36 protein-coding genes are annotated in these 24,387 nt (G+C 63.9%); 2 read left to right on the forward strand and 34 right to left on the reverse strand.

Annotation, left to right across the window (positions count from 1 at the left end; all coding sequences use genetic code 11):
- Positions 1-290: 290 nt before the first annotated feature.
- From ACFJGT_RS14470 to ACFJGT_RS14505, 8 genes are all read right to left on the reverse strand, one after another.
- Positions 291-644: a hypothetical protein gene (locus ACFJGT_RS14470; protein ID WP_377838680.1), complete on the reverse strand. Its 354-nt coding sequence runs from the start codon at positions 642-644 to the stop codon at positions 291-293.
- Positions 631-1,113, reverse strand: a complete 483-nt coding sequence (locus ACFJGT_RS14475; protein WP_377838681.1) for a hypothetical protein — start codon at positions 1,111-1,113, stop codon at positions 631-633. Before ACFJGT_RS14475 ends, ACFJGT_RS14470 begins: the two co-directional genes overlap by 14 nt.
- A 10-nt stretch (positions 1,114-1,123) precedes the next feature.
- Complete coding sequence (locus ACFJGT_RS14480) at positions 1,124-1,393, reverse strand: hypothetical protein (protein ID WP_377838682.1); 270 nt, start codon at positions 1,391-1,393, stop codon at positions 1,124-1,126.
- A gap of 3 nt (positions 1,394-1,396) precedes the next feature.
- A complete protein-coding gene (locus ACFJGT_RS14485; protein WP_377838683.1) occupies positions 1,397-1,807 on the reverse strand; it encodes a hypothetical protein in 411 nt (136 codons plus the stop codon).
- 392 nt (positions 1,808-2,199) lie between these two features.
- A complete protein-coding gene (locus ACFJGT_RS14490; RefSeq protein ID WP_377838684.1) occupies positions 2,200-2,937 on the reverse strand; it encodes an N-acetylmuramoyl-L-alanine amidase in 738 nt (245 codons plus the stop codon).
- Between the two features lie 389 nt (positions 2,938-3,326).
- Complete coding sequence (locus ACFJGT_RS14495; protein WP_377838685.1) at positions 3,327-5,780, reverse strand: hypothetical protein; 2,454 nt, start codon at positions 5,778-5,780, stop codon at positions 3,327-3,329.
- On the reverse strand, positions 5,777-6,133 hold the full coding sequence (locus tag ACFJGT_RS14500; RefSeq protein WP_377838686.1) for a hypothetical protein: 357 nt from the start codon (positions 6,131-6,133) through the stop codon (positions 5,777-5,779). Before ACFJGT_RS14500 ends, ACFJGT_RS14495 begins: the two co-directional genes overlap by 4 nt.
- Positions 6,134-6,135: 2 nt before the next feature.
- Entirely contained in the window at positions 6,136-6,537 is a 402-nt protein-coding gene (locus tag ACFJGT_RS14505; RefSeq protein ID WP_377838687.1) for a hypothetical protein, read from the reverse strand.
- A 181-nt stretch (positions 6,538-6,718) separates the two neighbouring features.
- On the opposite strand from ACFJGT_RS14505, the gene ACFJGT_RS14510 reads away from it, so the two are divergent.
- Positions 6,719-6,934 carry a hypothetical protein gene (locus ACFJGT_RS14510; protein WP_377838688.1) on the forward strand — a complete coding sequence of 72 codons (216 nt, stop codon included), beginning with the start codon at positions 6,719-6,721 and terminating at the stop codon, positions 6,932-6,934.
- A 150-nt stretch (positions 6,935-7,084) separates the two neighbouring features.
- On the opposite strand, the gene ACFJGT_RS14515 is transcribed toward ACFJGT_RS14510, so the two are convergent.
- The 15 genes from ACFJGT_RS14515 to ACFJGT_RS14585 all read right to left on the reverse strand — a co-directional run bounded on the left by ACFJGT_RS14515 (position 7,085) and on the right by ACFJGT_RS14585 (position 17,012).
- A complete protein-coding gene (locus ACFJGT_RS14515; protein ID WP_377838689.1) occupies positions 7,085-8,758 on the reverse strand; it encodes a hypothetical protein in 1,674 nt (557 codons plus the stop codon).
- Positions 8,759-8,849: 91 nt separating this feature from the next.
- Complete coding sequence (locus tag ACFJGT_RS14520; protein ID WP_377838690.1) at positions 8,850-9,350, reverse strand: DUF4376 domain-containing protein; 501 nt, start codon at positions 9,348-9,350, stop codon at positions 8,850-8,852.
- Between the two features lie 51 nt (positions 9,351-9,401).
- On the reverse strand, positions 9,402-10,142 hold the full coding sequence (locus ACFJGT_RS14525) for a hypothetical protein (RefSeq protein ID WP_377838691.1): 741 nt from the start codon (positions 10,140-10,142) through the stop codon (positions 9,402-9,404).
- A gap of 14 nt (positions 10,143-10,156) precedes the next feature.
- Positions 10,157-10,876 carry a DUF2612 domain-containing protein gene (locus ACFJGT_RS14530; RefSeq protein ID WP_377838692.1) on the reverse strand — a complete coding sequence of 240 codons (720 nt, stop codon included), beginning with the start codon at positions 10,874-10,876 and terminating at the stop codon, positions 10,157-10,159.
- The gene (locus ACFJGT_RS14535; RefSeq protein ID WP_377838693.1) at positions 10,873-11,370 is read right to left on the reverse strand and encodes a hypothetical protein; all 498 of its coding nucleotides are present in this window, start codon (positions 11,368-11,370) and stop codon (positions 10,873-10,875) included. The genes ACFJGT_RS14530 and ACFJGT_RS14535 overlap by 4 nt, the downstream gene beginning before the upstream one ends.
- On the reverse strand, positions 11,312-11,776 hold the full coding sequence (locus tag ACFJGT_RS14540; protein ID WP_377838694.1) for a hypothetical protein: 465 nt from the start codon (positions 11,774-11,776) through the stop codon (positions 11,312-11,314). The genes ACFJGT_RS14535 and ACFJGT_RS14540 overlap by 59 nt, the downstream gene beginning before the upstream one ends.
- 8 nt (positions 11,777-11,784) lie before the next feature.
- Positions 11,785-12,153, reverse strand: coding sequence for a hypothetical protein (locus ACFJGT_RS14545; RefSeq protein WP_377838695.1), 369 nt, complete (start codon positions 12,151-12,153; stop codon positions 11,785-11,787).
- A complete protein-coding gene (locus tag ACFJGT_RS14550; RefSeq protein WP_377838696.1) occupies positions 12,153-12,857 on the reverse strand; it encodes a Gp138 family membrane-puncturing spike protein in 705 nt (234 codons plus the stop codon). The genes ACFJGT_RS14545 and ACFJGT_RS14550 overlap by 1 nt, the downstream gene beginning before the upstream one ends.
- Entirely contained in the window at positions 12,857-13,726 is an 870-nt protein-coding gene (locus tag ACFJGT_RS14555) for a phage protein (RefSeq protein WP_377838697.1), read from the reverse strand. The genes ACFJGT_RS14550 and ACFJGT_RS14555 overlap by 1 nt, the downstream gene beginning before the upstream one ends.
- Complete coding sequence (locus ACFJGT_RS14560) at positions 13,723-14,043, reverse strand: phage baseplate plug protein (RefSeq protein WP_377838698.1); 321 nt, start codon at positions 14,041-14,043, stop codon at positions 13,723-13,725. Before ACFJGT_RS14560 ends, ACFJGT_RS14555 begins: the two co-directional genes overlap by 4 nt.
- Before the next feature lie 3 nt (positions 14,044-14,046).
- Positions 14,047-14,547, reverse strand: coding sequence for a phage baseplate protein (locus ACFJGT_RS14565; protein ID WP_377838699.1), 501 nt, complete (start codon positions 14,545-14,547; stop codon positions 14,047-14,049).
- The gene (locus ACFJGT_RS14570; protein ID WP_377838700.1) at positions 14,544-15,962 is read right to left on the reverse strand and encodes a hypothetical protein; all 1,419 of its coding nucleotides are present in this window, start codon (positions 15,960-15,962) and stop codon (positions 14,544-14,546) included. The genes ACFJGT_RS14565 and ACFJGT_RS14570 overlap by 4 nt, the downstream gene beginning before the upstream one ends.
- A gap of 40 nt (positions 15,963-16,002) precedes the next feature.
- Positions 16,003-16,356: a hypothetical protein gene (locus ACFJGT_RS14575; protein WP_377838701.1), complete on the reverse strand. Its 354-nt coding sequence runs from the start codon at positions 16,354-16,356 to the stop codon at positions 16,003-16,005.
- 54 nt (positions 16,357-16,410) lie between these two features.
- A complete protein-coding gene (locus ACFJGT_RS14580) occupies positions 16,411-16,554 on the reverse strand; it encodes a hypothetical protein (RefSeq protein WP_377838702.1) in 144 nt (47 codons plus the stop codon).
- Positions 16,555-16,625: 71 nt separating this feature from the next.
- Complete coding sequence (locus ACFJGT_RS14585; RefSeq protein WP_377838703.1) at positions 16,626-17,012, reverse strand: phage tail assembly chaperone; 387 nt, start codon at positions 17,010-17,012, stop codon at positions 16,626-16,628.
- Positions 17,013-17,248: 236 nt separating this feature from the next.
- Between ACFJGT_RS14585 and ACFJGT_RS14590 the strand changes: the two genes are divergently transcribed.
- Positions 17,249-17,449: a hypothetical protein gene (locus ACFJGT_RS14590; RefSeq protein WP_377838704.1), complete on the forward strand. Its 201-nt coding sequence runs from the start codon at positions 17,249-17,251 to the stop codon at positions 17,447-17,449.
- On the opposite strand, the gene ACFJGT_RS14595 is transcribed toward ACFJGT_RS14590, so the two are convergent.
- From ACFJGT_RS14595 to ACFJGT_RS14645, 11 genes are read right to left on the reverse strand one after another with little or no spacing between them, the layout of a single operon-like run.
- Positions 17,446-17,898: a phage structural protein gene (locus ACFJGT_RS14595; protein ID WP_377838705.1), complete on the reverse strand. Its 453-nt coding sequence runs from the start codon at positions 17,896-17,898 to the stop codon at positions 17,446-17,448. The genes ACFJGT_RS14590 and ACFJGT_RS14595 overlap by 4 nt on opposite strands.
- A gap of 14 nt (positions 17,899-17,912) precedes the next feature.
- On the reverse strand, positions 17,913-19,337 hold the full coding sequence (locus tag ACFJGT_RS14600; protein ID WP_377838706.1) for a DUF3383 family protein: 1,425 nt from the start codon (positions 19,335-19,337) through the stop codon (positions 17,913-17,915).
- Between the two features lie 11 nt (positions 19,338-19,348).
- Complete coding sequence (locus ACFJGT_RS14605; protein WP_377838707.1) at positions 19,349-19,915, reverse strand: LIC_12616 family protein; 567 nt, start codon at positions 19,913-19,915, stop codon at positions 19,349-19,351.
- Positions 19,863-20,276: a hypothetical protein gene (locus ACFJGT_RS14610; RefSeq protein WP_377838708.1), complete on the reverse strand. Its 414-nt coding sequence runs from the start codon at positions 20,274-20,276 to the stop codon at positions 19,863-19,865. The genes ACFJGT_RS14605 and ACFJGT_RS14610 overlap by 53 nt, the downstream gene beginning before the upstream one ends.
- A complete protein-coding gene (locus ACFJGT_RS14615; protein ID WP_377838709.1) occupies positions 20,273-20,734 on the reverse strand; it encodes a hypothetical protein in 462 nt (153 codons plus the stop codon). Before ACFJGT_RS14615 ends, ACFJGT_RS14610 begins: the two co-directional genes overlap by 4 nt.
- 3 nt (positions 20,735-20,737) lie before the next feature.
- Entirely contained in the window at positions 20,738-21,133 is a 396-nt protein-coding gene (locus tag ACFJGT_RS14620) for a DUF4054 domain-containing protein (RefSeq protein ID WP_377838710.1), read from the reverse strand.
- The gene (locus tag ACFJGT_RS14625) at positions 21,133-21,360 is read right to left on the reverse strand and encodes a hypothetical protein (protein ID WP_377838711.1); all 228 of its coding nucleotides are present in this window, start codon (positions 21,358-21,360) and stop codon (positions 21,133-21,135) included. Before ACFJGT_RS14625 ends, ACFJGT_RS14620 begins: the two co-directional genes overlap by 1 nt.
- A gap of 3 nt (positions 21,361-21,363) precedes the next feature.
- Positions 21,364-21,840, reverse strand: a complete 477-nt coding sequence (locus ACFJGT_RS14630) for a hypothetical protein (protein ID WP_377838712.1) — start codon at positions 21,838-21,840, stop codon at positions 21,364-21,366.
- A 13-nt stretch (positions 21,841-21,853) separates the two neighbouring features.
- The gene (locus tag ACFJGT_RS14635) at positions 21,854-22,768 is read right to left on the reverse strand and encodes a DUF2184 domain-containing protein (RefSeq protein WP_377838713.1); all 915 of its coding nucleotides are present in this window, start codon (positions 22,766-22,768) and stop codon (positions 21,854-21,856) included.
- Positions 22,769-22,815: 47 nt separating this feature from the next.
- The gene (locus tag ACFJGT_RS14640) at positions 22,816-23,259 is read right to left on the reverse strand and encodes a capsid cement protein (RefSeq protein WP_377838714.1); all 444 of its coding nucleotides are present in this window, start codon (positions 23,257-23,259) and stop codon (positions 22,816-22,818) included.
- Positions 23,260-24,372, reverse strand: a complete 1,113-nt coding sequence (locus ACFJGT_RS14645; RefSeq protein ID WP_377838715.1) for a DUF2213 domain-containing protein — start codon at positions 24,370-24,372, stop codon at positions 23,260-23,262.
- Positions 24,373-24,387 lie beyond the last annotated feature (15 nt).

Here is a 24,387-nt window from a genome sequence, read left to right on the forward strand (position 1 = left end):
CGCCGGCCGCTCCGCCCCCGGCACCGCCAGCGCCGCCGGAACCTGAACCACCCGCACCTTGCGCATAGGCAAAGGCCGGCAGCATAGCGACGGCAGCAACGAGAATGATCTTTCGCATAGGTCTATCTCCTCGATTGATCCCAGTTAACTGGCCAACGGGAGCAGAACACGAGGGTTCCATGGGAAACGAAAAAGGCCCCGCCAGCGGGGCTGGCGGGGCCGAGTTGAGGTGCGAGGTGTCTCGATGAAGGAACGTGCAAGAGGCTACGCCGGTTCCGCCTAGGTGGCGATCAGGGCCGCCCTGTTCGCTGCCGCTTGTCGATCGACCGCTGGCGAAGGCGTCGTTCAACCTCTTCCTCGATCGCGTCGTCCTGCGCCTGGTCGCGGAACAGCTTCAGCATTCCCTCCGCGGCAGCTGCAATCCTCTCGCTCGCCGCTGTGGTCTTCGCCTGCTCGGCCGCAAGATCACGGATCGGCTGCATATCCGCGATCGAAACGCCTGGAATGACGCGGTCGCCATTAGAGTTTGATGCCGGGGCCTTGCGGGTCTTGAGATACTCCCGCAGCGCATAGATGCCGATGCCGATACCGGCGACCAGCGTCCCGATAATGTTCTCGGTGGAGAGCGCGCTAGGGTCGGTCATCGGCGACGGCCTTGTCCATGCCCGCCGCGTCCTTGGTCGCGGCGACGATGTTCATCGCGTCGAGCACAAGCAGGCCGGGGTACACAGCAAGGCCAGTTGTCGCCGCGTCGGAGACCCAGAGGCCGAAGCTAATCTGGAACCAGAGGAAACAGGTCAGGAACGACGCCAGCGCCCGCACATGAGGGGACCAGCGCCCATACCATGTCCCCGCGAAGGTACCGTTGATGATCAGCGCCAGCAACCGGAATGCGCCGATTCCTATCCCGAACCACCCCCATGAACTTTCGCTCATCATGGCCGCCATCTGCGACCATGCGTTCGACTGGGCGAAGACCGGCGAAGGGCCGATCAGAAGCCAGCCCCACGCGATCATTATGCCGGCCAGAACCCATTCAGAGCGCCGCGCCGGGAAATGGTCATGGATGCCGAGGTAGAGCCTGACCGGCAGGGGGTGATTGCGGTAGGGCAACGGCAGCCTCCTACCGCGCGGTAACGGACGGGTCTTCGACCTTGCGGGCGATCTCCGGCGTTGTCCGGATTTCTCGCACCTCCGGCAGAGCAGCGGCCGACGCGACCAGGCCTGCCTTTCGACGCAGCCAGAGGCTGTAACCCGTCGTCGCGATATTCATGATGAGGCCGACTGCGATCTCGGCTGAACCGGCATCGATGACACCCTTGGTGACGAGCGCCGCGCCAGCGCTCTGGAGGAGCGTGCGAACAAGGCTCCAGAATTGCTCGATCGTGAACATCGGTCAGGCTCCTGCGGCTGCGATGACGGGGACGTTGATTGCTCGGCCGGCGGCAAGGACGGCCTCGTAGGCCTTGGCAGCGGCAGAGAGCGCGGAGGCGACATCGGCCGGCGGGTTATCGCAGACCGAATTGACGGCCGCCGCGGCCTGCCGCGCGAGAGCCTGGTGCTTTTCGGGGGCGAAGATGCTGGCGCCCATGGCAACAGCCCGCAGCGCGCCGCAATAGCGCGAGAGCTGCTCGGAGGCCTGCGCGACCTTCCCGTCGTACTTGGTCTGGCCGATGACCTGGCCGGCGCCGGCTGCGATCTGCTGCCAGCCGGTCGACGAGGTGCCCGGCCCGGCGCCGTCCTTCGGGACGCAGGCGGAAACGGCGAGCGCGCAGGCGAGCGCCAGCGCCGCGAAGATGCGGTTCATGATGGTCTCCATGATGATGATCAGGTTGGCGGCGGGCCCGGCCGCGGCGGGGTCAACTGGCGCGATTTTTGTCCTGATTGGCTGGCCGCCAACAGGAGCGCGCTGAAATGAAACGAAAAGATCGATCTTTGAGAGTTCGAGCCATCGCGAAGGAAGCTCCGAGCTCATTTCGGTACAGGCTGCTGATCGAACTGACGCTGGTTGCGTTCATCGCGATCTCGGGCGCGCGGCTATACGATCTGCTCGCATCAGCGATTAAGTGAGGCGACGGTGAAGCGAGCAGCCCTATCGTCGCTGGCAACACGCTTGGCAAAGGCTAAAAGGGAGAGGGTCAAGCAGACGATCGCCCGTATTGTGCTCTTCCCCCGCCCCAAACTGGTCGTTGCGACTGATCAGGTGGCCAATAGCGAAGCCGTTCCAGCGCGGAACAAATCTCCGCAAGCCTGGGCGCCCCGCACGGTCTGATCAAACGCGAGGCGGGAGATATCCCACTTGCCTTTCTGCTTGATCCCTAGCGTGCCCTGAACCTCGGCGTGGGACAGCACAGTGCGCGGCGTGACAGAGATGCCGTAGCGGCGGCAGAGATCCGCGAGCACGCGCGGCAGCGCTTCCCATTGCGAGCGCGTCATCGGCGCTTCGCCAGCGTTGAAAGGGCTCTCGACGGCGCCGGCCATACAGCAAAGGGACACACCGATCGAGCCGGTGTTGCAGCTTAGCGTGTGAGCAGCATAGCCAGGTTTTACCTCGCGCGCGTCGTTCAGATCGATCGAAGGGATACCTCGGACCAGCTTGCCGTCGCCTTCGATCAAAATATGATAGTGCCTGCGGTCGAGACCTGAGGCTCGATGGGCGCCGGCGGTCCAGTGAACGACAATGCGTTTCATTCGGGCCGCCGGCATCCAGTCAGCCGGTAAATGCTGCCCCTTTGTTGCCGGCTGACCCGCACCCCTCTTGGAAGCGGCACTCTGCAGAGCAGCAACTGTCAGCGTCCCGACAATCCCATCTGCCGCCAACCCTGCCCCGCGCTGAAACGTCTGCACTGCAATCCGCGTCTTCGGCCCCATCATACCGTCAACAGCAAGCGAATAGCCGAGCGCGACCAGCGCCCGCTGAATTGCGGTCGTGTCCATGTGTGCTCCGGATGTGAAAAGACCGCCAAAGTGGGCGGGTCGGTCGAGTTCAGGCGGCGTTCATCAAATTGACGTAGAGTTCCCCGCGCTGGAGGGACAACAAGAGCTGACTGGTTCAGATGCCGCTCAAGCGGGAAAGACTGTCATACCGTGCGGTCAGCGCTCTATTGCTGACGAGCCTGGCAATCGCGCAGTCCGCGTGGTTTTTCGCGATACTATATCTGGCATGGCGGATGTGGCCGGATTAATAACGATGTATTCCGCCCATCATTCGAATGGATGACGCAACGATAGCCTCAATCCGGCGTTGGTGTCGCGAGGTCTGGCCCCGCCTCACCCCGCTTGGAGGGGCTGGCCCGGCTCATCCGAAAGGGTGGCCGGGTCGCTTGTTATGCCAGCCGCTCGTAAGCGCCGGCAGCCGAGGCAGTTGCGCTTCGGGCATTGCCGGCGAGGTCGAAGGCCAACACGCCGTTGTTGTTCATGCCGATGCAGGGCGAGCCGGCCTGCAAAGTGTAGTCGCCCCCGCCCGCGCCGGCCGTATAGACGGGTCCAGCGGCTACCGTTGTGCCCGCATAGCTTGTGAACAGCGGGTCCTGGCGGACGGTCTGGCTTGTCCCGATCTTGCAGCGAAGGCCGGGATATTGTTGCGCTTCGTTGCCGCCAAGAAGCGTGTTGCTCTGGAATTGCGAGAGGTTCGCGCGGCAGCCGACACCGTACATGAAGGCCCAGTTCCCGGTACGGGTTGAAGCATCACCGCCGGCTTGGTTGCCACCTCGGAAAACGTCCGACTTGGTGTAGATCGCCACCCCGATGTTGCCGACCACCGACATAAGGTCCGAGGTTCGCGGCGTCACGTCTTCGTCGTAGAATACGTTCCAGCGGCCGGCCTGGAAGGCCCCTAGGAAAGTGTTGTTGTGGATCACGACATGGCTGTTGTTTCCGGTCGCCGCATCACCCGAGATGCGCAGGACAGGGTTGGTAGTGGCCGACGTCCACTCAAAGACATTCTGAATGATGGCGAAGCCGTTCACGTCTTGATCAACGCCGATGTTGATCATGGCGGCAGTCGAAATCGGATCGCGCACCAAGTTAAAGCCGAAGATGCCTCCAGAAACCGTCCGAGTTCCTCTGTTGAACGCGCCGGGGCGCGTCAGGCTGCACCCGATGGTCAGCCAGTTTTCGATCGACCCATAGTTGGCGTCGAGGTCGATGCCACGAAGCATCCTGTGCTCGCCGGCTGCGGAGCCTAGAGCCGAGTTCCCCGTCAGGTTCGAAAAGTTCGTACCCATGTGATAGTCATGGGCATTGCTCAACCACGCGGTGTTATTACCGCCGTTGTCGAAATCGCAATTCTCGAAAGAGACCTGCAATTGAGCTGCTGCTTCACCGGTCAGTTGCAGTGTACCGGTGCGGATAACCGCGATGTCACCGAACGCGAGGAGCGGAAAGCGGTTGCGGAATGCCGCCGCGCCGAAGCTGACACGAGCCTTGGCCTTGGCCACCAGCGGATCGCGCGTGATGACGCACTCGCCGCCGTTCTGCGCCCGCGTCGCAGCCGTCGAGGCCATGATGTGCGCCGCACCGAGATCGTCGCCAACATAAATCCAAACATTGTCCATCTCCGACCAAGTCGTGATGGCCTTGTTGATCGCCCCGAGCACCGTCGCGCACGGGGTTGCCTTGGCCGTCGCGTAGGTGGTCGAGCCCACGCCGGTCGTATCGTTTCCAATTGATTTATCGACGTAGACGTAGCGCTTCGTAGCAGCGAGCGCGACGTTCTTGCGGAAGGTGCGCGGCGAGAATTCACGCTCGACGGCCGAGAGCGAGCTATCAGCGATCGAGAGTGCAACGCCGACATGCGGATAGACCTTCGCATTGACCGTCAGCGTGCCGTCCGAAAGGCTCGACACATCGACATCGGCGGGCGGGCGGTAGACGATGACCGGCTTGCGGTCGCCGCTATAGCCACTCACACCGGCCGCGGACGAGAAGACGTTGATCGTGGTCGTGCCGTCCGAGATCGTCCAGATGACTGCCGCGACCTGCTTGTTGCTGCGAGCATTGCGGTGGCAGGCGACGATCTCCAGCAGCTCTTTTGGCAGGCTGTTGCCGATCACACGCTTCGACCGGCGAGCCCAGTTCACGATCGGCTTGGGGCTCACCTTCGTGGAATTGCTCGTCTTCCCGGCGATGGTGTCGGCCGCATAGATGTAGTCCGAAAATGCGCCCTGATCGGCCGTCAGGCTGCCGTTATTCGGGTACGGTTGCCGAATGCGCGATGTCAGGACCAGCGTGTCAGCGATCGTCGTGGCATTGCCCGCGCTATCGAAGCCGGCCCGGTTCACATAGGCGAATTGCGGGCTGACATCTGGTGCGAAAGTGGGAGGCGTACCGCTGGCCGTGAAGCTCCAGCCGTCCGCGTTGGCGCTCTGGACGATCGGGTCGGTGACAGGGCCGGTGGTCCCCCCACCGCTGCAAGCGGCTGCTAGAGAAGCCAAGCCTGAGCCGATCTTGCGCCTTACACCTGATCCATCAACGTTCACCGCAAGCGCGGCAGTCCCTGCACCAACCCTAGCCCGCATCGCGCCGCCACTCACGACTGCGATCAAGCTTGCCGCCCCAGCACCCGCGCGCCGCGCGAGCGCGCCGCCGCTTACTGCTAGCGACAAGGCGGCGGTGCCGCCCACGACGCTCGGTTGCGGCCCGCCCGCCGCCGACATCGACAGCGTGGCGGTGCCGGCACCCTGGTGCCGGATCGTCTGGAAGGCCCCCGAAACGCCGACGAGCGTCGCCTTCAGCAGCTTGCGGCGTCCCGAGATCGCGCGCGGTCCGGACAGGCTCATGCCACCCTCTTCATCAGCCAGGCGAGCGCCGGCATGGTCACGCCGTCTTGCGTGTAAATGACGCGCAGCAGAGCCCCGTCAGGAATGGCCGAGCTCTGTTCTTCGGTGATCCTCACCACACCGTGCGGCTGCTGGTCGGCGTCAACCGGAGGCGCGTTGTCCTCGATCTCGACCGCCGGCGCGAAGGCCTCGACCCCGTAGGCGAGGACTTCGGCCGTAACGGTGCCGCCTCTGATGTCGACGATGGTCGATTCTGCGAGGATCAGAAACGGCTGGACGATCTCGGAGCCAGGAACGAACGGGATGACGCCAGAAGCCCCCTGCCCGGCCCCGCATCCGCCATAGCGCGTCATGGTCAGTCGGCCGTGATCGTCAAAGCGTCGATCGCGAATACGAGTTGGTCGCCATCACCGATAGTGCGCGACGCCGTCATGTCAGCGTGCCAGAGCATGTTGCCCGAGGTCAGCGCATCGAACAGAGCCCAATGCGTGATCGTGCCCCAGGCGCCGCCGGCGGCGGTGAAGGTCTTCGCCCCTGAGTTCTTGGCGGTCATGACGCCGCCTACCGCTGCGGCGGCGGCGAAAGCGGCCGACTGGCGAGCATAGCCGTTGCCGCTGACCTCGGTGCCGGGGCCAGCCTCGCCGGGATCGGCCGTGAACAGGGCGAGAAAGACGTTCGCCGGCATCGTGTAAGCGGTGACGCCAAGCGAATGGTCGAGGAGTTTCTTTTCGAGATAGTCGGAGGCGGAGCCGGCCATAGATGGTTCCTTTCAGGCACGAAAAAGCCGCCCGAAGGCGGCGGATACAGAGCGTGGCAGCTCAAGCAGCGAATGGGTGTTGTCGTATGCAAAGTCGCGATCAAAGCTCCTATGACCGCTTGCAAACTCGCCAAGCTGGGCAAGACTGATTTGACCAAGCGAGCTGAAGGAGACTGATGACATGGCCAACAATCACCGCAAGAAGGACGGCGACTTCCTCGTCCGAACGGGCATCAAGGTTCTCGTTAGGGGCGGGATTGCCGGGATCGCGGCGGGGTGGGCCGCCGGTGTCGCGCATGATCCGCTGACGCCCGTCCTGGCTGGGTTCGCAGGGGTCGCGGCGCTCGCGCTCGTGATCTGCATCACCGGGCAGTGGATGCGCGGCGGGGAGGCGTAGTGCGCAGCCCGCTTGCAGCCAGATCACGCCCTCGAATGCGGGCCTGCGCCTTAGGCGCGTCTAGCCATGGGAAGGGCCGAACATTGAGTTCGCCCCGTTTGCCAGGCAAGACGCAGCAAAAAGCGCCGCGCTTTGCCGAGTTGTCACGACCTATCCGTCAATTAGCGCGACAGGGACGACAGCATCGATTTTCGGCGGTCGAGCTGTGAACGCTGCGTCGATGTCCTCGTTAATAGGCGTGACCTTCTGGGTGGTCTCGCTCCCGATTCTAATGGAGACGCCGCTCTCGAAAACCGCAAACTCGACGGGATAGACCCCAGGCTTTTCGACGTCAGCGAGTGCCTGGCCCGGAAGATCTGCACACCATACGGTACCGTACTCTCCATACTGCTCCGGTGTTAGATGCGTGTGGACCGCAGGCTCATAAGGCGTCTCGGCCATACTCCCTGTCGACGCGCAGACTGCACCGCTTCGAACAACGATCTGCTGAATGCGCTGCCCCCAAGCATCTCGAAACAGCCCCAACTCTCGCGGCAGTTCGTCGCTCTTAGAAACGGTATGTCGGGTCTGAGCAAATTCCGGCACTTCATCGAAGCGTCCAGCCCAGAAATCCGAAACCTGCCGGGAAGCTTCGGCGACGTAAGGCGCTCTTTGTGACGGGGAAAGCGTCGGATGAGAAAAGAGCCTATAGCTGTTGAAGGAGTTCGAAAGCCTGTCATTGGCGATCACCTCTCCCCACGGGTACATGCCGCCCCAGAGGATCCCGTACGAGTTGGCCATGGCCTGAAGCTCACGATACGGAGCTCCGGACTCGGGGTACTTCCAATGCAGCTCACGAAGAGGGAAGTAATCCGTCTTGACCGCGGAAGATCGCCCATCGCTCGCCACGGAAAACGGATGACCTGATGGGAAAGTCCCGACCAAAACCCGGTTGCGAAGCGGCAGATAGCTATAGATTTCACTGACGAATGCCGGCGGGGCGTCAATGCCGATCGTCCGGACCGTAAGATCCGGTTTCACCTCATAGAGGTGAGCAGGAAAGCCGCTACCACCAATCAGAAATCCATCGCCAGTCCGGATGCCCCCGTAGGGCCACCCTACCCCGTCCTTCACCTGCGTGGTGTGGAGCATCGAGCAATCGGGGCGCTTTTCAAGGGCATCTGTGACGTACAGCGCCCCATTCAAATCGAACAATGCGCGCTCGTCGAAATAGGACACATAGGAGGACATCGTTATGCTCCCATAGTAATTCCCATCTTCATCGGAGATCGACATTCCCGGGCAAGTGGCGCCACCGACTTCATGGCCTTGGGAAAAAAACAGGTATGTGCCATCCTTCTTGCGGGAAAGATAATATACCCTGCCGTTTCGAAATCCATCCTGCCTTGCAAGCGACTTCGTTTTATTGGCAGGAGATATTGAGACAAAATTATTTAAATCAACAACCCTTCCATCGAAAAACGTTATGTTACTCTTGCTAACTTCTCTGCTATCGAGCGATTCAATACGCTCGAAATTGATCTGCGGCGCCCTATCCGCCTCCCTGCAGAAAAATTCGACCTGATTACTGTTCGTAACCATGCGTGACGAGACTGAGTAGACAAAATGCGCTGCGCAAGCAAAACGCTTGTCACTCGAAACCGCGCGGAATATCCGGCCGCCCGGGCGCGACAGATCATCGATACTGACCATCGTTGAAAAGCTAAAAAGCTTCGCACCTAAGGGTGAAACGGCTGCGCGCCACTCAATCATCGCTGCCCCGGCGGAGGCTATAATGCCGCCCGAAACCGCCGCGATTGCAAATAGCCTTGATGTGCGCGCCATTCCTACAACCAGCCGCTAAGCCCCCCCGGGCTAGGGCTATCATCCTTATCGCAATTACAACCTGCGGGATACCCTGAAGTGGTTCCAGACTTCAGCTCCCGAACGCCGCGTCGATCTCGGCAGTGGTCGTGATCTCGCCGGACGCGATGTCACCGGCAACGTCCGCCTCGAGGGCAAAGCAGGCCTGGACGTGCTCGGCCACGGCGATGGCGATCGCCGACATCTGTGTCGAGTTCAGCGTGACGAAGCCCGAAGGTGTCTTGAAGCGGATCGTTGTCTCCGGCTGCTGCTGGACGAGCGCGAAGGCACCCGAGATCAGCGCCTGACTCTCCCGATCGGTCGCGACCGCTTGGCCGGATAAGGAGATGCCACCGCTTTCCTTTCGGAAACGCGCCTGCGCTGCATAGGCGGCGAGGTCGATGGAGGGCGGCCTTGATACGATCGCGCCATTCTCGACATGGGCGTCGGTCAGGACGATCGCAGCCTGCCATTCCTCATCGGTCAGCGTCAGGAAGTCGCCTTCCGGCTCGCGATCCTCGGGGTAATAGCCGGTCACCCGGCCGCTCTGGTCGTAGGCTGCGAAATAGGTCATCGCGTCACTTTCCGATGGCGAGCCAAGAGACAGATGTTGGGCTCTCGTCGTTCACGATGGTGAACCCGGTGGGAACCCGGTGGTGCGGACGCTGACCTGGTCGGTATTGCCGACGACGTCCGAGCGATCGGTGATGACGACCTGATAGGCCGCCGTCGGGAAGGCGATCGGGAAGGTCACCGCTGTCAGCGCGGCTGCTGCGACGGGATCGACGAGACCCCATTGGAGGTAGAGCCCGCCGACAAGCTGCTGATAGCCGGTCGAGCCGTGACTGGCCGCAAGCGTGAGGCTGAACTCGCTCGGGAGCGTGGTTAGAACCCGGATGTTGGTTCCGTCGTCGATCGTCGCATAAACCCGCCCGCTGATCAGATCCCCAATCGCGGGGTCCGTGCCGTCCGCCTTCTTGATCCGACGATTGCCGAGACCCGAGACATTCATGTTGACGGTCGTCGAGGTGTTCGTCGCCGGCGCGATGATGTTCAAGACACGGCCAGCGGCGTATGCAGGAACCGCGAGGGTCGGCGCGACGGTCCAAGCATTGGCGGAGCCGGTTGCAGCGGCATAGGTAGATTTGCCCGACTGGATCACCTTAGCGAGGCGCAGCAGATCGGTGTCATCGACTGTCTGACCGCCGGCATCGATCGCCCCGGCGAGCTGTCCGGTCAACCACCACGCCAGCCAATCGAATAGCTGCAGGTCAGCATCACCACAGCCATAGCCGTTCGCGAGTTCGTCTGCGTCCGGCGCGCGCTTCGTCGCGCTCGCCGCAAAGGGCAAGTTTGTGGTGGCCATGAAGGCTCCTCAGATCAGACGCAGGTGTAGGTGTGGGGATCGGACGGGCAGATGAATTCCGCGCTCTCGCAGAATCCGCCCCACCCTTCCCCGAAGCCGAATATCGGGCCGGTGCCGTAATGCACGGAGCCTTTGATGCCGGGCGCGATCGGGAGAACCCGGAAGGCGACGGGCACTAGCGCCATCTCAAAATCAGAGAGCACACGACCTGGCGCCAGCGTCACTCTTCCGACGCGGCTGGAGATGACTGACGCGGCGTTGCCCCATAGATGCCGGGCAGCCGACTGCAGCGAGGCAATGTCGTAGAGGCCGAGCACCTGATAGCGCCGAGCCTTCACGAAGCCGCGGAACACTTCGTCGTCCGTGATGCAGACCTCGCTGGCGCCCAACGGCGGGCACCCGGCCCAGGTCGACCCTGGTTCGCAGAAGCCTGCGATCCGGTCGGATGAGGCGAAGGGGCCGCATTTGAAGCCGAAAACCTTCGGCGCGTCGCAGATGCAGTGGCAGCGTTGAAACCCGAGCTGCTTGCCGAGGATGGTCAACTGGTCACCGACTGCGGTGTCGATGTCGAAGAAGCTGGGGACCGCACAAAGCTTGATCGCGGCGTCTTCAGGCTGCGAGAGCAGCGCTCGGATGAGGCCGAGAAACTTGGTCGCCTCGCGGTATTCCGTGGCGACCTTGTTGAGCTCCTCCTCGACGAGCTCGCCTTGGACTGGACAGACACGCTCCGTCACAGCGCGGTCACCGAGATGCGATCGGCCGAAATGCCCATGATCTGGAAGAAGTTCAGCGCGATCGACGGCGGGATGGTGACCGGCGTCGCTGGCGTCACGCCGGCGCGCACCTCAACCACCTCGACATTGGGATAGCGGCTCTCGACAGCCTGCCGGATCAGGTGCTCGGTCACGTCCTGCCCGTTGCGGGGGCGGCTCGCGCCCGTCAGGGAATCTGCGAGACCCGCGGCGATGGCGAGCGCCGACGGCGGCGGGCACCCGGCACGATCGGGCTGCGCCAACGCGTCGATCTGTAGCGTGATCGGCACCTCGACCGGGCGGACGATGCGGATCGAGCGGCAGAAGCCTTCGATCGTCGTCTCCAGGGTCGTATTGCCATACGTCCCGATGCCGGGAACCACATAGGCGCGGACGGTCTTGGCGATCTCGTCGTCATCACCGCCGATGATGGCGACGGCGACGCTGTGAGCGCTGATGCCATCCGCATCGGCCACATCGCCTTCGTTCACATAGGTCTGGACCCAGGTGACGCCCGAGATCGCCGAAAAGCGCCTGAGACAGGTCGCTCATGTCGATGCGGGCACGGCCGGCATTCGTGATCGCATTTCGGAAGTCGATGTCGCTCTCGCCCGGGGCGCGGGTGAGCAGCCGCAGCTTGGCGATGCGGTCGAGGTTCACCCCTTCGGCTTGGTCAGGATCGAGTGCCTGATAAACGGAGAGGGCGAGCTCCCAGACTGAGGCCGCGATGTCGGCATGCAGTCCGTTCAACTGCCCGAGCGGTGACTGATCGGTCTGGATCACGCCCGGCCCGAAGGTCGCGACGTTCGCCGCCTCGATCTCGGCAAGGATCTCCGGCAGCCGCTTCAGAACGAAGCCGCTCGGGTCGACGCCATAGGCCATCGGAACCTCTAGAACTGGATGTCGACGATGTCGTCGAAGACGGTTGCGACCTGGCAGCGCTCGATGCGCAGGCCGCGCGAGGCACGGTCATAGACCGCGCTGAACTCGAGGATTTCCGAGACGCCGGGGGTTGCCGCGATCTCGGCCTTGATGATGCTCTCGGCCAGCGGGAGTTCGGCAGGCGGCCGGCCCAGGACGTATTTCGTCCACTCCACGCCGGCATCCTGGTTCAGGAACCATTCGCCGCGCCAGAACATGAGACGCTGGCGGATGTGCTCCCCAATCGCCTCCGCATCATAGACCAGCACCGGCGAGCCAGTCGCATCGACGCGTAGGTCGTTGTGCGGCTGGATCGAGAGCCCGACGAAGTCGACCATCAAGCTTTCATCCCATCGATCTTGGCAATCAGTTGGTTCGCGGCCACCTGCGTCGCCGAGTCTACAGGCGCGCCGGAGTTGAGGTGATCACGGATCAGCACGAGGGCTGCCTTGACGATATCGAGGAGGCTGTCGCCGCTCTCGCTCACCATGTCGATCTTGCCGGTTGGCCCGACCTTGAACTTGTCACTTCCGCTGGGCCCGCCAACGATCGCCGTCGACCCATCGGCGCGGGTCTGCATGCCCTTCTTGCCGTCCGAGGCGCCAAAGTGCGCCCCCCCGGCCGGCATGTTCGTCATGACCTTCGAGTCCTCGCCACCGCCCGGATAGGCGATGGCGTCGGAGAGATCATGCATACGGCCAGGCGCGCCGTTCGTGTCCGAGCCGTCGGTCTGGCTCTTGTCGACGCTGCGCTGGCGGAAGTGGACCGTGACTGGATCGCCGGCCTTGAGGTCGACGTGGACGCCGAACCCGCCGCCGTTCTGCTGGACGACCTTGATCTCCTGCAGCGGCGGTGCCTTCAGCGTCTTGTCGCCGAACTTGCGCTCGAGCTTCGGTTGGATCGTGGCGCGCTGGGTGGCCCGGTCATAGGATACGATGGTGCCGTCCAGCGTCGTGTTGATCTCCCGGCGCTCGGCCTCGGTCGCGGCGAAAAGGCCCTCGACCGGACTTCGGCGCGTGGAAGTGCCCTGATGCCCGGCCATTACTTCACGACCTTCCCGCCCTCGACGCGGCTCGCCTCGGCCTCGACATAGTATTCCTCGCTGCGCGTCGACCCGGAGAACGTCACGTCGGACACCCGGAAGATGCCGCCGCCCTGATCGGTCTTGCGCTTGTCGCGGCCGCTGTCCTCATCGAGGAAGTCGGAGCGCACGTCGATCTGCCGGCCGGGCGCGATGTCGGCATTGAGGAGCGCCTTGATCTTCACGCCCTTGTCGGTGATCTCAGGGATCGACAGCATGCCGGTTTCGCTGGACAGAACCGTGGTGCCCTGGAGCACCTGATCGTTCTTCACTGCCTCGACCTGACCGTTCTGGATCGACCAGTAGAAGCCATGCTCACGGCCGATCTTGTCCATTTCCGACCAGGACCAGCCGAACAGGGTCACCGGCCGCTTATAGGCTGGGAGATCGTCGATTCCCTTCATCTCGCCCTTTGTGGCGCCTGGCATCTCGCCGGCCAGATAGTCGACGATCTCCTTGGGCTTCGTGCCGGACGGGAAGGTCTTCGACACGGCGCCCTTGCTGAACGCCTCGTCGCCGTCGCCGCACTCCATCGCCGATTTGACGTCTGCGGTCTCCTTGGTGTGGGTGACGTCGCGGATATTGCCCTTGAAGATCGTCGAGAGCGGGCCAGCCTTGTAACCGACCTTTAGCTCGATCTTGTCGAACTCTTCGCCGAGCTGCTTGCGGTGGCTGGCGGTCAGGTTCCAGATCGAGATGGTCGCGGTGTTCTGCTTCGACCCGATACCCTTGGAGACCTCGAAATCGATCTTGAGGTCGCGGACGGTCAGCGTGCCGGCCTTTCCGGAGACCGTGACCTCGACGATACGCCACCATTGTCGCACGCTCACGCCGCGACCTCGGCGGGATCGTAGTGGAACAGGCGCACGCGACCCGAGGGCAGTTCGGTGCGCCCAGGCTCGGCCTCGTCGTCGCCCCACGGCGCCGCGATCAGGCTGCCAATGCCCAAGCCGAAAGGCTGCAGCAGGTCGACACCCAGGACGATCTTGCGGCCGGAGAGAACCCGCACGCCATCGACATCGAGATCGAACGACCACCGATCCGCCCAGGTCGAATAGTTGACGACGAAGTCGCAGCGCTTGCCGGCGAGCGTCGTCGTGAACGCCTGCGACGGCGCGTCGATGATGGTGATCTCGCGATATGCCATGGCTCAATCGACGGCGATTGCGTCGCTCAGGACCTTGTCCGTCCGGTTCGGAATGCTGTCGGTCGTGCGCGCGGCGACCTGGCCCCGCTTGGTCGTTCCTTGAGCCTTGTCGGCCGAGCTCGACCCGCCGCTGCTCTCGGTGCTGACGATGATCACTTCCTGCAGCTCGGCCTCGAACTTCAGGACCCGTGCGTTTTCCTTGTCCCGCGTGGCGCTCAGGCGCTTGATCAGCATGTTCTGGTAGACCTTCAGACCCGTGACGAGGCTGAAGGGTTCTGCGGCGGCTTGGACGTCGAGCAGTTGCTGGAAAGACGCGACCGCGCGCTCGCCGGCAATGGCCGATTCCAGCGTCACCTTTGCCGGGAGACGCCAGGCGTGATCGCTGATCTTGGCGCCCTTCTCGACCGGATGCTCGGCGATCTCCATCTCGGACTCGTGCTCTTCCGAGATCACGACATCGACGAAGACGCCGCCGATCGAGCGGCTGACGAGAATGCAGGTCATGGCGCGGTCAGCGCTCCGGTAGAGGTGTTGGCGCCCTTGGTCGAGATGGCGCCGAGGACGGCGTTCTTGACGGCCGAGGCGACGGCGTCGAGGCCGGTCGCGTTGACCGTGACATTGGGCGAGATCGTCCGCTGGTCGTTGCCGATGTTCTCGTATTTCCGATTGTCGGTACTCGCCTGCGCCGTGCCCACCATCTTGGCCGTAGAAGCCTCCGGCGAGAGCTGCTGGCGGATCTGCTTCATCCGCTCCGCACGGTTCTTGATGCTCTCCTCGAAACGCTTCTGGGAGGCGTCGGCTTGGGACTGGAGGTCTTCGGTCGTCAGGCGCTCCGCACGCCTCCCCTCGGCGCGCTTGCTGGCCGCCTCGTAGCTCTCGCGGTCGCGCTTCTCCTTCGTCGTCTCCTTGATCAGGCCGGTGGCCTTTCCGAAGCCGATGATCTTGTCGAGCAGCGAGTTCACTGCGGGCAGGACATCGTTTCCGATGGCCACGCCGAGGTCGGAAAATCGAGAGGTCAGACCATCGAGGGCCGCGTCGAGCTTCAGGCCAGCTTCTTGCGCTTGCTTGGCGAGCCGCGCCCGCTCCCCCTCCTGCCCGCTGGACATTGTCGGGAAAAGCGACGCGATCTTCTCGTATATCGCCCGCAGCTCGGGCATCGACTTCTCGTCGATCAACACGCGCAGCCGTCCGGTGATGCCCGCATCCTCGGCAAACTGATCGGCGCGGCGCTCTTCCTTCAGCGCCTTGGCGCCCAGCGCCTTCTGCTTGCCCTTCGGCGCGCTCTTCTGCTGGTCGCGGAGGGCCTTCGCGCCCGCTGAAACGCGCTTGTAGGCCTCGATAACATCCAGCGCGAGCGCGGAGGAATCCCGCATCGTGCCATCGGCGCCGATGGCGAGGCTGGCGTCTACGCCGAAGCCCTTCAGCTTTTTGCGGGCCTCGTCTGCTTCCTCGCCGCCTTTCTTGATCGCCTTGGTGATCTCGGACATCGCCTCGATCGACTTCTTGGCCTGCTCGCCAGCGTCGTCGCCCAGGCCGAGGCCCTTGTAGATGTTGGTCAGCGTCTCGCTGTTCTGCGAGGTCGTCCCGAACTCCTTGGCGGTGAGCGCCATCTCACGGCGCGCTTTCGCAGCGCGCACGCCGGCAACCGCGAAGGCAACACCCACGGCCGCAATGCCGGCGGCAACGCCGGCACCCACCACAATCAGGCGAGCGAAAACGGCAAGGATGGTGCGAAGAGCCGTCCCGAGCCGTGAAGCGCCGGCGGCGGCGGCAACCGTGCTCTTGTTGGTTGCGATGATGGCCTTGGTCGAAGCCTTCGTCGCCTTCTCTGCCTTGGCCCATTCTTTGACCGCGGCGCGCAGCTTCTGCACGCCTTCGACCTTGAAGCCGATTACGCTGAAGAGTTCTTCAACGATCATGATGCTCTCGCGGCTGTGCCAGTCGCGGTGTGCGGCGGCGCTATTTCTTCAGGAGGCCCGGACGGATCGTGCCAGTTGCTCCGTACGCGCCAATAATCTGCGCGCACCGGGCTTCGAGATCTGCCTGCCCGTTTCCGTGGGTCCGAACCGAGCCCGCGACGCTCCAGCTCTTGCCGGCTCGGTCGAACGCCTTCTCAAGCGCCGCGGCATCAGCAGCGTTGGATCGAGAAACGCCGCGCTCCTTCAGGAACTGCTCGACCGCGTCGCGCTCGATCTCGAAGCTGCAATACGGGGCGGCCGCGGTGATGTTGGCGACGGCATCTACCGCCACGCTGCTCTGAGCGAGCGCCGGGCATGCGAGCACTATGGTCCCTACGATCAAGATCGCGCGCATCGATGCCTCCCTTTTCGAGCACGATGCGGCGGTGGCGGAGATTCGGAAAGGGGATTATCGGCCCGGCCGTCCCATCTGCTCCGCCGACTTCGCCGCGAGATGCTCCTTCAGGTCGAGCACCTCATGCAGGTCGGCGATGTCGTCGATCGTGAGCCGGGTTTTGATATCGACCAAGGTGCAGAGCGGTGGGTCGGCCATGATCGGCCTGAACAGCCAGGCCCTGCCTTCGAGATTGGGCGCGACGGCGCGAACTTGCGAAGCCGATAGGCTTACGCCTTGGCCGCCTTCAGGAGGACCGAGCCCGCGCCGTCGGCGAAAAAACCGCCGAACTCCGTCTTGATGGCGAACTGCGCGGTCTGGATGATCTCCTGCAGGTCCATCATTCCGGGCGTGGGCTCGACGCCATCGACCATGCAGTGGCCGACCATCTCCAGGATGAAGCCTTTCACCTCGGGAACGTTCATGTTCTTGGCGAACTTCAGCAGACCGACGATCGCGAGTTTGTCGCTTTCGCCTTCGTCAGCCGTGAGAACTGCCTCGAGGAGCGTGTCCCCTTCGCCGAGCAACTGGAGCAATCGGAGCATGAGGTCGAGTGCCTGGTCTCCCGGCAGCCGGTCGTAGCGGACTGTTCGGCCGCCGATCTTCTTCTCAGCCATGAGGCTTCCTACGGGTTATGGCGCGGATGCGCTCGCTTTCGGAAATCTTGGCGGCCACCTCCTCGGCGGCCGAACGAGCGGCGCGAGCGGCAGCGACGAACCGGCCAGCGACCAGAGCCTTCGCGGATTCAGCCGTCTTCTCGCGAGCGCGGTGGCATCTGGGGCAATCGGCGGGCATGGGACGCGGGCTCCGAAAATCCCGTTGCGGGCGGCCGGCCCATGCGCTTCGATGCGGCATGGATAAGGAAACAGCCGAACGCTTCGACCGACTTCAGCAGGAGGTCTCGCAGCTCCGAGAGATGGTGACGATCCAGACCGTCATCCTGCAGGCGCTGGCGCTGAAGGCGGGGATAGCGCCGCAGCATCTGCAGGCGGCCAGCCCGATCCCCATTCCCGCGCCGGACGAGCTGATGGCCCGCCTATCACCGAAAGCTTAGGCGGCCGGGTTGTAGATGATGTCGTTCTCCTGCCAACAATTGCAGAAAATCTGCCATTCGCGCTCGGTGGCGGTTCCGCCCCAGCTCTTCGACGGTTCCTTGATGATGACCGCCGACGTGCAGCCGCCGCCCTCGCCGGTCGCGGTGTCGCGCACAGCGACGCGCAGGAGCCGGGTCGAGCCCATGCGCCGAGCCTTCACCCACTTCTCGAAATAGGAGTTGGCCGCGGAATTGGCCTGGAGCTTCACGGTGAGCAGCGCGCTCTGATCGGAGGTGAACGACACGATCGTCGAGCCGTCGGCGCCGGTCATCGGCGTTCCGAGGTCGGTCTGGCGCTCGATGGTAATGGCGTCGTCGCCTTCCCAGAGGCCGATCACCTCGCGGTCGTCGACCGTAAAGGACACCATGTCCTTCGCGTAGATGGTCAGCGGCTTGCAATCTACGGCCATGGGTCAGGCTCCCTTCAGAACCGAAGCGTGATCGAGGCCGAGGCGTAGTGGATCGCGCCGGCGTAGCGGAAATTGACGTTGATGTCGGGGGCGATGCGCTGGCGACGCTGCGCAGGGGGGATATTCTCCACCCGATCGACGCTGATGTCGTATTCAGGCAGCACATCGGTATCGTCGTCCCCGAACTCCGCAGCGACGATGCCGGCGGCCACCGCGCGACGCATCACGCTGTCGACGGTGTTGGTGAGCATGGCGACGCCGACGTTGGTGAACGGCACCCGAGCATTGTTGGCCAGCGTCGAGAGCAGCGCCTCGCGCATGCGGGCGACGATCCAGTCCGACGCATGGATCTCGTCGATGAAGGCGCCGGACGCGACCGAGCCCTCGACGACCATCGGCAGGCCGCCGATGTCGACATAGGTGTTGGCGAAATGGCCCTGCGCCGGATCCAGACCGATGCCAGGCACGAAGCCGGTGATGGCCTGGACGACCGCCGAGCCCTTGTTCAGGACCGAGATGCCGGCCAGCTTCTTGAACTTGGCCGTATAGGCGTTGCCCGAGTTGATATCGCCGCGCTGGGCAGCCTGCAGGTTGCCCCGGTCCAGATCGCGCGTCGCGCAATAGGCGAGCAGCGCCAACGCACCGTAAAGCGCCGTGTCGGTGTGGTAGAAGACGAAGGAGCGGTCATAGCCCTTCGACTTGATGTATTCCGCGACCGAGCCGCCGAACTGCGGCGACGTGGCGGTGTGGGTGCCGCTCTGCGTGCCGGTGGTCGTGATTGCCGAGCCGCCGAGGGTGGCCGAAAGCTGGAAGGTGTTCGTGGCCTGGTTGACAACGTAATAGGGCGTGCCGGCGGTCAGCCCGGTCGGCAGAGCGCCCGAAGTCGTCAGGATGACCTGATTGCCGTTCTGCAGCGTGTGGCCGGTCCAGGTCACGACGCCCGGGCTCGCGATCGAGATCGTGACGGTCGAGGTCTTGTCCGGCTCGGCCGCAGCGGCCTCGGTCGAGGTGTCGTTCGAATCCAAGCCCATCAGGACCGGCTTCGTCTCGGCCCAATCGGCGGCGAGTTGCTGGTTGATGGTGTCGCGGATCTCGGCGGTGAACCCGATCCAGTAGAAGTCCGGATCGGCCGCATAGATCGCGTCGAGCTCGGAGGTGATGGAGTTGGCCGGGTTGCGATAGCCGATCTTGATCTGACGCGGGCGCGGGTTCTGCGCGAACATCGCCTGCGCGGCCTTGTAGGCAGCATCGGTCACGATGAAATCCGCGCCGACCTCGGTCATGTCAGCATAGATCTTGGTCCGATGCGTCGCGTCGAGGACGCCCGCCACCGTCGCCGACTGGACGATCAGCGCGACCGAGAAGCCGGTTGCGACGGCGAAGCGATCCTGCCGCGTCAGCGAGACGTCGACGACGCGGGAATAGGGCAAGCGCGTCATACGCGGGCTCCTCAGGGTTTCTGAAAGGTGATCGAGCGGGTGACGGTTGAACCGCCCTGCCCTTCGGTGATGACCTCGCCCGTCTCGATCACGTCGACGAGCAGTTGTTCGGTGGCGATGGCGCCGAGGGTGACGTCGAACTGCGCCCGACCCTCTGGTGTCTGCTGGATCATTTCCGGGGCGCGGGTGGCTTCGCCGACGTCGCGGACGACGAAGGGCGCCATCCAGACCGAGGCCTCGCCACTGCGCAGGCCAGCGGCCAGGAGCGTGGTGTAATTCAGCGGGCGCGGGGCGTAGACATGCAGGCGGAAGAGCAGCTCGACGCCGCGGTGCTTGGAGAGAACGACGCGATCTTCACCGCCGATCATCCGGTCCTCGTAGCACTCGCCGTCGATCTCGCCGGTGTCGCGATCCGTCAGGAACTGGATCATGACATAGGGGCCGCCAGGCCGCGGGCCGCCCTGATTGTCCCGGATGATGTCGGTGAGCTTTTCCCGGCTCGGGGTGATCAGCGAGGCGTTGTCGTCAATCCGCTTCAGGTAGCTCCGGAGCGACCGGTACGCTGCGTCCTCGATCATGTCGGATGAGCCTCGCAATCGCCCTGTAGAAGCCGCCCTCGGTGCGCTGCTGGACCCGCACGACGCGATAGGCTTCGCCGCGGCAGTTGATGACCTCGTCGGCGCCCTGCTGGTCGTCCTCGTCGGAGGTGTTGAGCGGTGAGCGCGACCAGATCGTCACCCACGCCTCGGTGCGCTGGCCTTCCGGCACATCGCGCATGTCGTTGGCTGAAGGCGCCTGCATCACAGCGCGGATCGGTGTCTCGACCGGCTCGCCCGTGATCCATTCGCCCTCGACCCAGGCGCCGGCGGGAAACGTCCGCAGGGTGTGCGGCGTGGCCGCCATGTCGACCGCGAGCCCGGCCAATCCGAACAGGCTCACTTGTCGACCTCCCAGGTCACGCTCTGCCGCATCCGGCCGGTATCGATCAGCGTCCGGGACGAACCCTTCTGCCTGATCGTGGACGGAGCGTTCGGCGGCGGGGTGTTGGCAGCGATCTGGTCCTGGATCTTGCCGGCGCCAAACGTGCCGAGCTTGGGCAACTGCGCCGCGATCGGGGCGCCGGTATCGACGGTGTTCTTGGCGATCTTGCGCAGCGCCGCCCGGATTTCCCGGCGGTTCTTGAACATGGCGATCGTAATGAAGGGACGCGACGGGATGCCGCGCGACGTCCCGAAATGGTTCCAGATCGCGACCGAGACGACGTCCGCGTCAGCCTTCCCCTTCGGGAAGCCGACCTTGACCGCCTTCGGGCCCTGAACGCCCTTCTCGATCTTGGCGAGATGATTGGCCAGGTTGCCGCGCCGGCGCAGCGTCACCTTCGTCCGGATGGTGACCATGGATCATACCAAGGCGATGGCGGGCTGGTTGCGGCGAAGGAGGCTGAGATAGCGCTGGCCGTAGGGCGTCGAGGCATAGCCCGAGGCGGAACCGCCGCCGCCCGCGCCGCCACTGGCGCCGCCGAGTTTCACCATGGCGTCGCCAACCTTGGCCTCGGAAACCTGGCCGGCGGCGATCATGCCGCCCGCGGCGCCAAGGCCATCATAAAGCACGCCGTCTGCGGCCATGATGTGCGCCGCGAGGTACAGGATGGCCGGCGGATAGTCCGCCTCGATCCATGACTGGTCGACCGAAGCCGAAGCCTCGTCGATCGCAGCCTGAATCGTGGGATTGCCGACGCCCGAAAAGGTCGGGAACTTGACCCGGAACTGATCGACCGTCGGCGTGGTGTAGGGCATCAGTCGGCCTTCGCCTTCTTGCCCGAGACGGTCTTGCCGTCCGGGCCGGTGACCTTGAAGCCCTGGCCAGCGAGAGCGATAGCCTGCTCCTCGCTGATCGGCAGCGCCTTGGCGAGGCCGGTATCGATCGGCTCGCGCAGATAGTCCGGGTCGCCGCGCTTGCCGATCTCGGCGAAGCGCGGCTCTTTCCCGGCATTGGCGACCGTGAAGAGCGGGGCGTGGGGCATGGCTCAGCCCTTCTTGACCAAGGCGGCCTTGTCGGCATCCGAGAGCTTGTTGAAAGCCTCGGCATCTTCCTTGGTCATCGCCTCACCGAGCTTCTCGTCGCCGTCGTAGACGAACCAGGAGCCGCCGCCAGCGTGCTTGGCGATCAGGCCGGCCGGCTCCGACGCCTTGGTCTCGGGCGGCGCGCCACGAGACATCGCAGCGGAGAGCGCGCCAGTCAGGAGCGAGACCTGCTCGGTGAGCTGCGCGATACGAGCCGCGTTGACATCCTCGCCCGAAGAGATCGGCGCCGCAGCAGCGGTCACCAAGGCTGGATTCTCGGCGTAGGAGCCGTCGACATCGAACCAGCCGGTTGCATCGATGTGCTGCTTCTCGCGCTCGTAAACCTCGACCTCGATAGTCTGTTTGGGATCGAGAAGCACAGGACCCGAGACGGTATTGACGCCGCGCGGGCCTTTCTGGGTGTTGGTGATGGTCAGCATGTCTGGATGCTCCTCAGATGCCGTCGAGATAGCGCACCGACTTCGGGCGCTTGATATCGACGCCACCGAGACGGAAGGCGCCGGGGACGTCGAACCGCATCGGCCCGGTCTGCCAAGCAGGGAAGAACCGAAACGGCATTGGCATATGGAACTTGAGGACCTCCGGCGACCGCCGATACGCGACCATTCGCTTCGTGGAAGAGGCGCCAGCGGTGTCGAGGTAGCCGAACACGCCGCGGATCGTCAGGGGCTGATTGGTCGTGCGGGTGTAGATGTTATTGCGCTCGATCCATTCCAGAATCGTGGTCTGGTTGACCGTATCGATCCGGCGCGTCGAAAGATCGAGCAGCACCGAATACGGGAGCACGAGCGTGTCGGCCATTTCCGCGCCCAGCGTGCCGGTGAAGATGCCGGTAAGCTGGCCATTGATATCGCGCAGGATCTGGTCCGGCGTCTTGCTGACGAAGGTGGTCGCCGATCCAGTACCGTCGGCCGGCGCCGTGGTAGCGGTCGGCGTCGAGGAATTGACCAGCCCAGTGAAGCCCTTTGCGGCATCGCCAGCGAAGGCGACTGCGTCGACCTTCTCCTCCGAGACCCGGCGAGCTAGCGTCGCCTTGTCCGCGGTCAGGTTCATGCCGAGGAGCTGAGCCTTGCCGAGCTCTTCGAGATCGTAGCCGTATCCGATACCGGCCATGTGGACCCCGGTCTCGAACTTCTCGCGGCTCAGATCGACATTCGGCATGTCGTGAGCCTTGCCCGAGAACCACTGTGCCTGACCGACACCGTCCATGGAGAAGTAGGTGACGGAGCTGATCCACTCTGGGGCCGACGTATCGACCGGGATCAGATCAGAGTACTGAATCTCCTGATATCGGATCTGGTAGACGGTCGGCTCGATGACCGTCTGCTGCGAGATCAGGAAGTTCATGGAGCGCTGCTGGGCGTCTCGCGTGAAAATATCCATCGGGGCGCTCCTTACGGCGTGTTGAGGCGCAGCGCGGCGAGGCCGGCACCGGAGGTGCTGGTGTCCCACTGAGCGCCCGCGATGAGGGTGTTTCCGGAAGCGGAGTTCGTCAGAACGCCGGTCGCTGGGACGTAGTAGACGGCATCGCCGACGGCCACGGCCACGGAGGCCTGGACGACCACGACGCCCTTCTTCATCACGGCGACATTGGCGTACTGGGCATAGGTGTCACCGGGTTGGCCCGCGTCCGCGATTGCGATACCGCAGAACTTCACGGTCGCCTCGGAATCGACGACCTGATTGTCGGCGGTGCCCTGCACGCAGACCTTGCCGAAGCCGATGCCTTCAGCGTCTTCCGCCACACGGGTGACGATGGTGGACGGCTCCTGGTTGAGGACCATGCCCTCGTACCAGCGCGCGTGCTGCGCGGAATAAGTGCTCTGGATCGTGGGCATTTATGCGGCTCCCTTCTGCGTACCCTTCCAGGCATCCTGGAGGGAGGTGACGTAGGCCGCGTGAGCGGTCTCGATCGGCTTCTGGTCGACCTGCTTGATGCCATCCCGCACGACGTTGCGGACCGGGTCGCCGGGCTTGGCGTCCTCGGCGAGGATGTCGAAAGCGGCATCGACATAGGCCGCGGACTTGTCAGCGACGGTGGCCTCGCCGCGCTTCGCGACCACGACCGCGCGCCGGATCTCGGAATCGGACTTGCCGTCGGTAGTCACGTCCGGGGCGATGGCCTTGGCCTTCGCGATCAGGTCGCCGCGGGCTTGAACCAGCGCGTCGAGCGCGGCGCCGTCGACGATCTTGCCCTTGAGGGCGTCGATCTCAGCGTCCTTCTTGGCGAGTTCGCCGTCCTTGGCAGCGATCGCGGCCGCATGATCGCGAACCAGCGTGTCATTCGCCGTCTTCGCATCGGAGATGCGCCCGAGCAGCGTGGTGATCACGGTGGCGCCCTGATCGGTCACTTCGATCGGGATGCCATCGACGGTAACCGTCTTCAGGGTCATGTGAGGGTCCTTCACAGGAGGGATATCCGCCCAGCTGTCGCCGATGCGGCATTGGGGACCGGCGCGGCCGGCGGCGACGATCGCGAGGTGATTGCCTCGGATGTTGGTCTGGCGAGCGTCATAGGCCTCGCCTTCGGGTGTGGTGCCTGGCGTCCAGTCGAGATCGCAGGCGTAGCCCATGGAGAGCTCGACCTTGCCAGCCTCGACATCGTCGATCGCGGTCTGGTCCATGACGACCATGGGGACGCGGACAAACGTGCCGTCCCGGGCGATCTCGTCGCCCGTCATGCCGACGCTGTGCTGCTTCCAGTTGCGGGCGCTGACCGCTTCGGGTGGATGGTCGTTCGTGACCGGGCGATGCGCGAAAGAGCGCAGCGCGTCGGTGTGGAAGACCTCCGACTCGGGCCGGAACACCTTCACCGTCGCCATGTCGGGCTTGCCGACCTCGCGACCGAGATAGGTCTGGATCCCGGTGCGGGCGACCCGGGCATTCGCCGCAAGGTAGCCGTCCCCGGTCCGGCGCGAGCCGTCCAAGGTGATCCTGTCGGTGAAAAGCATGGCGTTCCGCTGAGT

The organism is Allobosea sp. UC22_33, assembly GCF_042700715.1.
Taxonomy (GTDB): domain Bacteria; phylum Pseudomonadota; class Alphaproteobacteria; order Rhizobiales; family Beijerinckiaceae; genus Allobosea.

Coding starts and splice junctions, on each gene's coding strand:
- ACFJGT_RS14470 (WP_377838680.1), bottom strand. CDS start 644: ATGACCGACCCTAGCGCGCTCTCCACCGAGAACATTATCGGGACGCTG.
- ACFJGT_RS14480 (WP_377838682.1), bottom strand. CDS start 1,393: ATGTTCACGATCGAGCAATTCTGGAGCCTTGTTCGCACGCTCCTCCAG.
- ACFJGT_RS14485 (WP_377838683.1), bottom strand. CDS start 1,807: ATGAACCGCATCTTCGCGGCGCTGGCGCTCGCCTGCGCGCTCGCCGTT.
- ACFJGT_RS14490 (WP_377838684.1), bottom strand. CDS start 2,937: ATGGACACGACCGCAATTCAGCGGGCGCTGGTCGCGCTCGGCTATTCG.
- ACFJGT_RS14495 (WP_377838685.1), bottom strand. CDS start 5,780: ATGAGCCTGTCCGGACCGCGCGCGATCTCGGGACGCCGCAAGCTGCTG.
- ACFJGT_RS14500 (WP_377838686.1), bottom strand. CDS start 6,133: ATGACGCGCTATGGCGGATGCGGGGCCGGGCAGGGGGCTTCTGGCGTC.
- ACFJGT_RS14505 (WP_377838687.1), bottom strand. CDS start 6,537: ATGGCCGGCTCCGCCTCCGACTATCTCGAAAAGAAACTCCTCGACCAT.
- ACFJGT_RS14510 (WP_377838688.1), top strand. CDS start 6,719: ATGGCCAACAATCACCGCAAGAAGGACGGCGACTTCCTCGTCCGAACG.
- ACFJGT_RS14515 (WP_377838689.1), bottom strand. CDS start 8,758: ATGGCGCGCACATCAAGGCTATTTGCAATCGCGGCGGTTTCGGGCGGC.
- ACFJGT_RS14520 (WP_377838690.1), bottom strand. CDS start 9,350: ATGACCTATTTCGCAGCCTACGACCAGAGCGGCCGGGTGACCGGCTAT.
- ACFJGT_RS14525 (WP_377838691.1), bottom strand. CDS start 10,142: ATGGCCACCACAAACTTGCCCTTTGCGGCGAGCGCGACGAAGCGCGCG.
- ACFJGT_RS14540 (WP_377838694.1), bottom strand. CDS start 11,776: ATGGCCTATGGCGTCGACCCGAGCGGCTTCGTTCTGAAGCGGCTGCCG.
- ACFJGT_RS14545 (WP_377838695.1), bottom strand. CDS start 12,153: ATGGTCGACTTCGTCGGGCTCTCGATCCAGCCGCACAACGACCTACGC.
- ACFJGT_RS14550 (WP_377838696.1), bottom strand. CDS start 12,857: ATGGCCGGGCATCAGGGCACTTCCACGCGCCGAAGTCCGGTCGAGGGC.
- ACFJGT_RS14560 (WP_377838698.1), bottom strand. CDS start 14,043: ATGGCATATCGCGAGATCACCATCATCGACGCGCCGTCGCAGGCGTTC.
- ACFJGT_RS14565 (WP_377838699.1), bottom strand. CDS start 14,547: ATGACCTGCATTCTCGTCAGCCGCTCGATCGGCGGCGTCTTCGTCGAT.
- ACFJGT_RS14570 (WP_377838700.1), bottom strand. CDS start 15,962: ATGATCGTTGAAGAACTCTTCAGCGTAATCGGCTTCAAGGTCGAAGGC.
- ACFJGT_RS14575 (WP_377838701.1), bottom strand. CDS start 16,356: ATGCGCGCGATCTTGATCGTAGGGACCATAGTGCTCGCATGCCCGGCG.
- ACFJGT_RS14580 (WP_377838702.1), bottom strand. CDS start 16,554: ATGGCCGACCCACCGCTCTGCACCTTGGTCGATATCAAAACCCGGCTC.
- ACFJGT_RS14585 (WP_377838703.1), bottom strand. CDS start 17,012: ATGGCTGAGAAGAAGATCGGCGGCCGAACAGTCCGCTACGACCGGCTG.
- ACFJGT_RS14590 (WP_377838704.1), top strand. CDS start 17,249: ATGGATAAGGAAACAGCCGAACGCTTCGACCGACTTCAGCAGGAGGTC.
- ACFJGT_RS14595 (WP_377838705.1), bottom strand. CDS start 17,898: ATGGCCGTAGATTGCAAGCCGCTGACCATCTACGCGAAGGACATGGTG.
- ACFJGT_RS14600 (WP_377838706.1), bottom strand. CDS start 19,337: ATGACGCGCTTGCCCTATTCCCGCGTCGTCGACGTCTCGCTGACGCGG.
- ACFJGT_RS14605 (WP_377838707.1), bottom strand. CDS start 19,915: ATGATCGAGGACGCAGCGTACCGGTCGCTCCGGAGCTACCTGAAGCGG.
- ACFJGT_RS14615 (WP_377838709.1), bottom strand. CDS start 20,734: ATGGTCACCATCCGGACGAAGGTGACGCTGCGCCGGCGCGGCAACCTG.
- ACFJGT_RS14620 (WP_377838710.1), bottom strand. CDS start 21,133: ATGCCCTACACCACGCCGACGGTCGATCAGTTCCGGGTCAAGTTCCCG.
- ACFJGT_RS14625 (WP_377838711.1), bottom strand. CDS start 21,360: ATGCCCCACGCCCCGCTCTTCACGGTCGCCAATGCCGGGAAAGAGCCG.
- ACFJGT_RS14630 (WP_377838712.1), bottom strand. CDS start 21,840: ATGCTGACCATCACCAACACCCAGAAAGGCCCGCGCGGCGTCAATACC.
- ACFJGT_RS14635 (WP_377838713.1), bottom strand. CDS start 22,768: ATGAACTTCCTGATCTCGCAGCAGACGGTCATCGAGCCGACCGTCTAC.
- ACFJGT_RS14640 (WP_377838714.1), bottom strand. CDS start 23,259: ATGCCCACGATCCAGAGCACTTATTCCGCGCAGCACGCGCGCTGGTAC.
- ACFJGT_RS14645 (WP_377838715.1), bottom strand. CDS start 24,372: ATGCTTTTCACCGACAGGATCACCTTGGACGGCTCGCGCCGGACCGGG.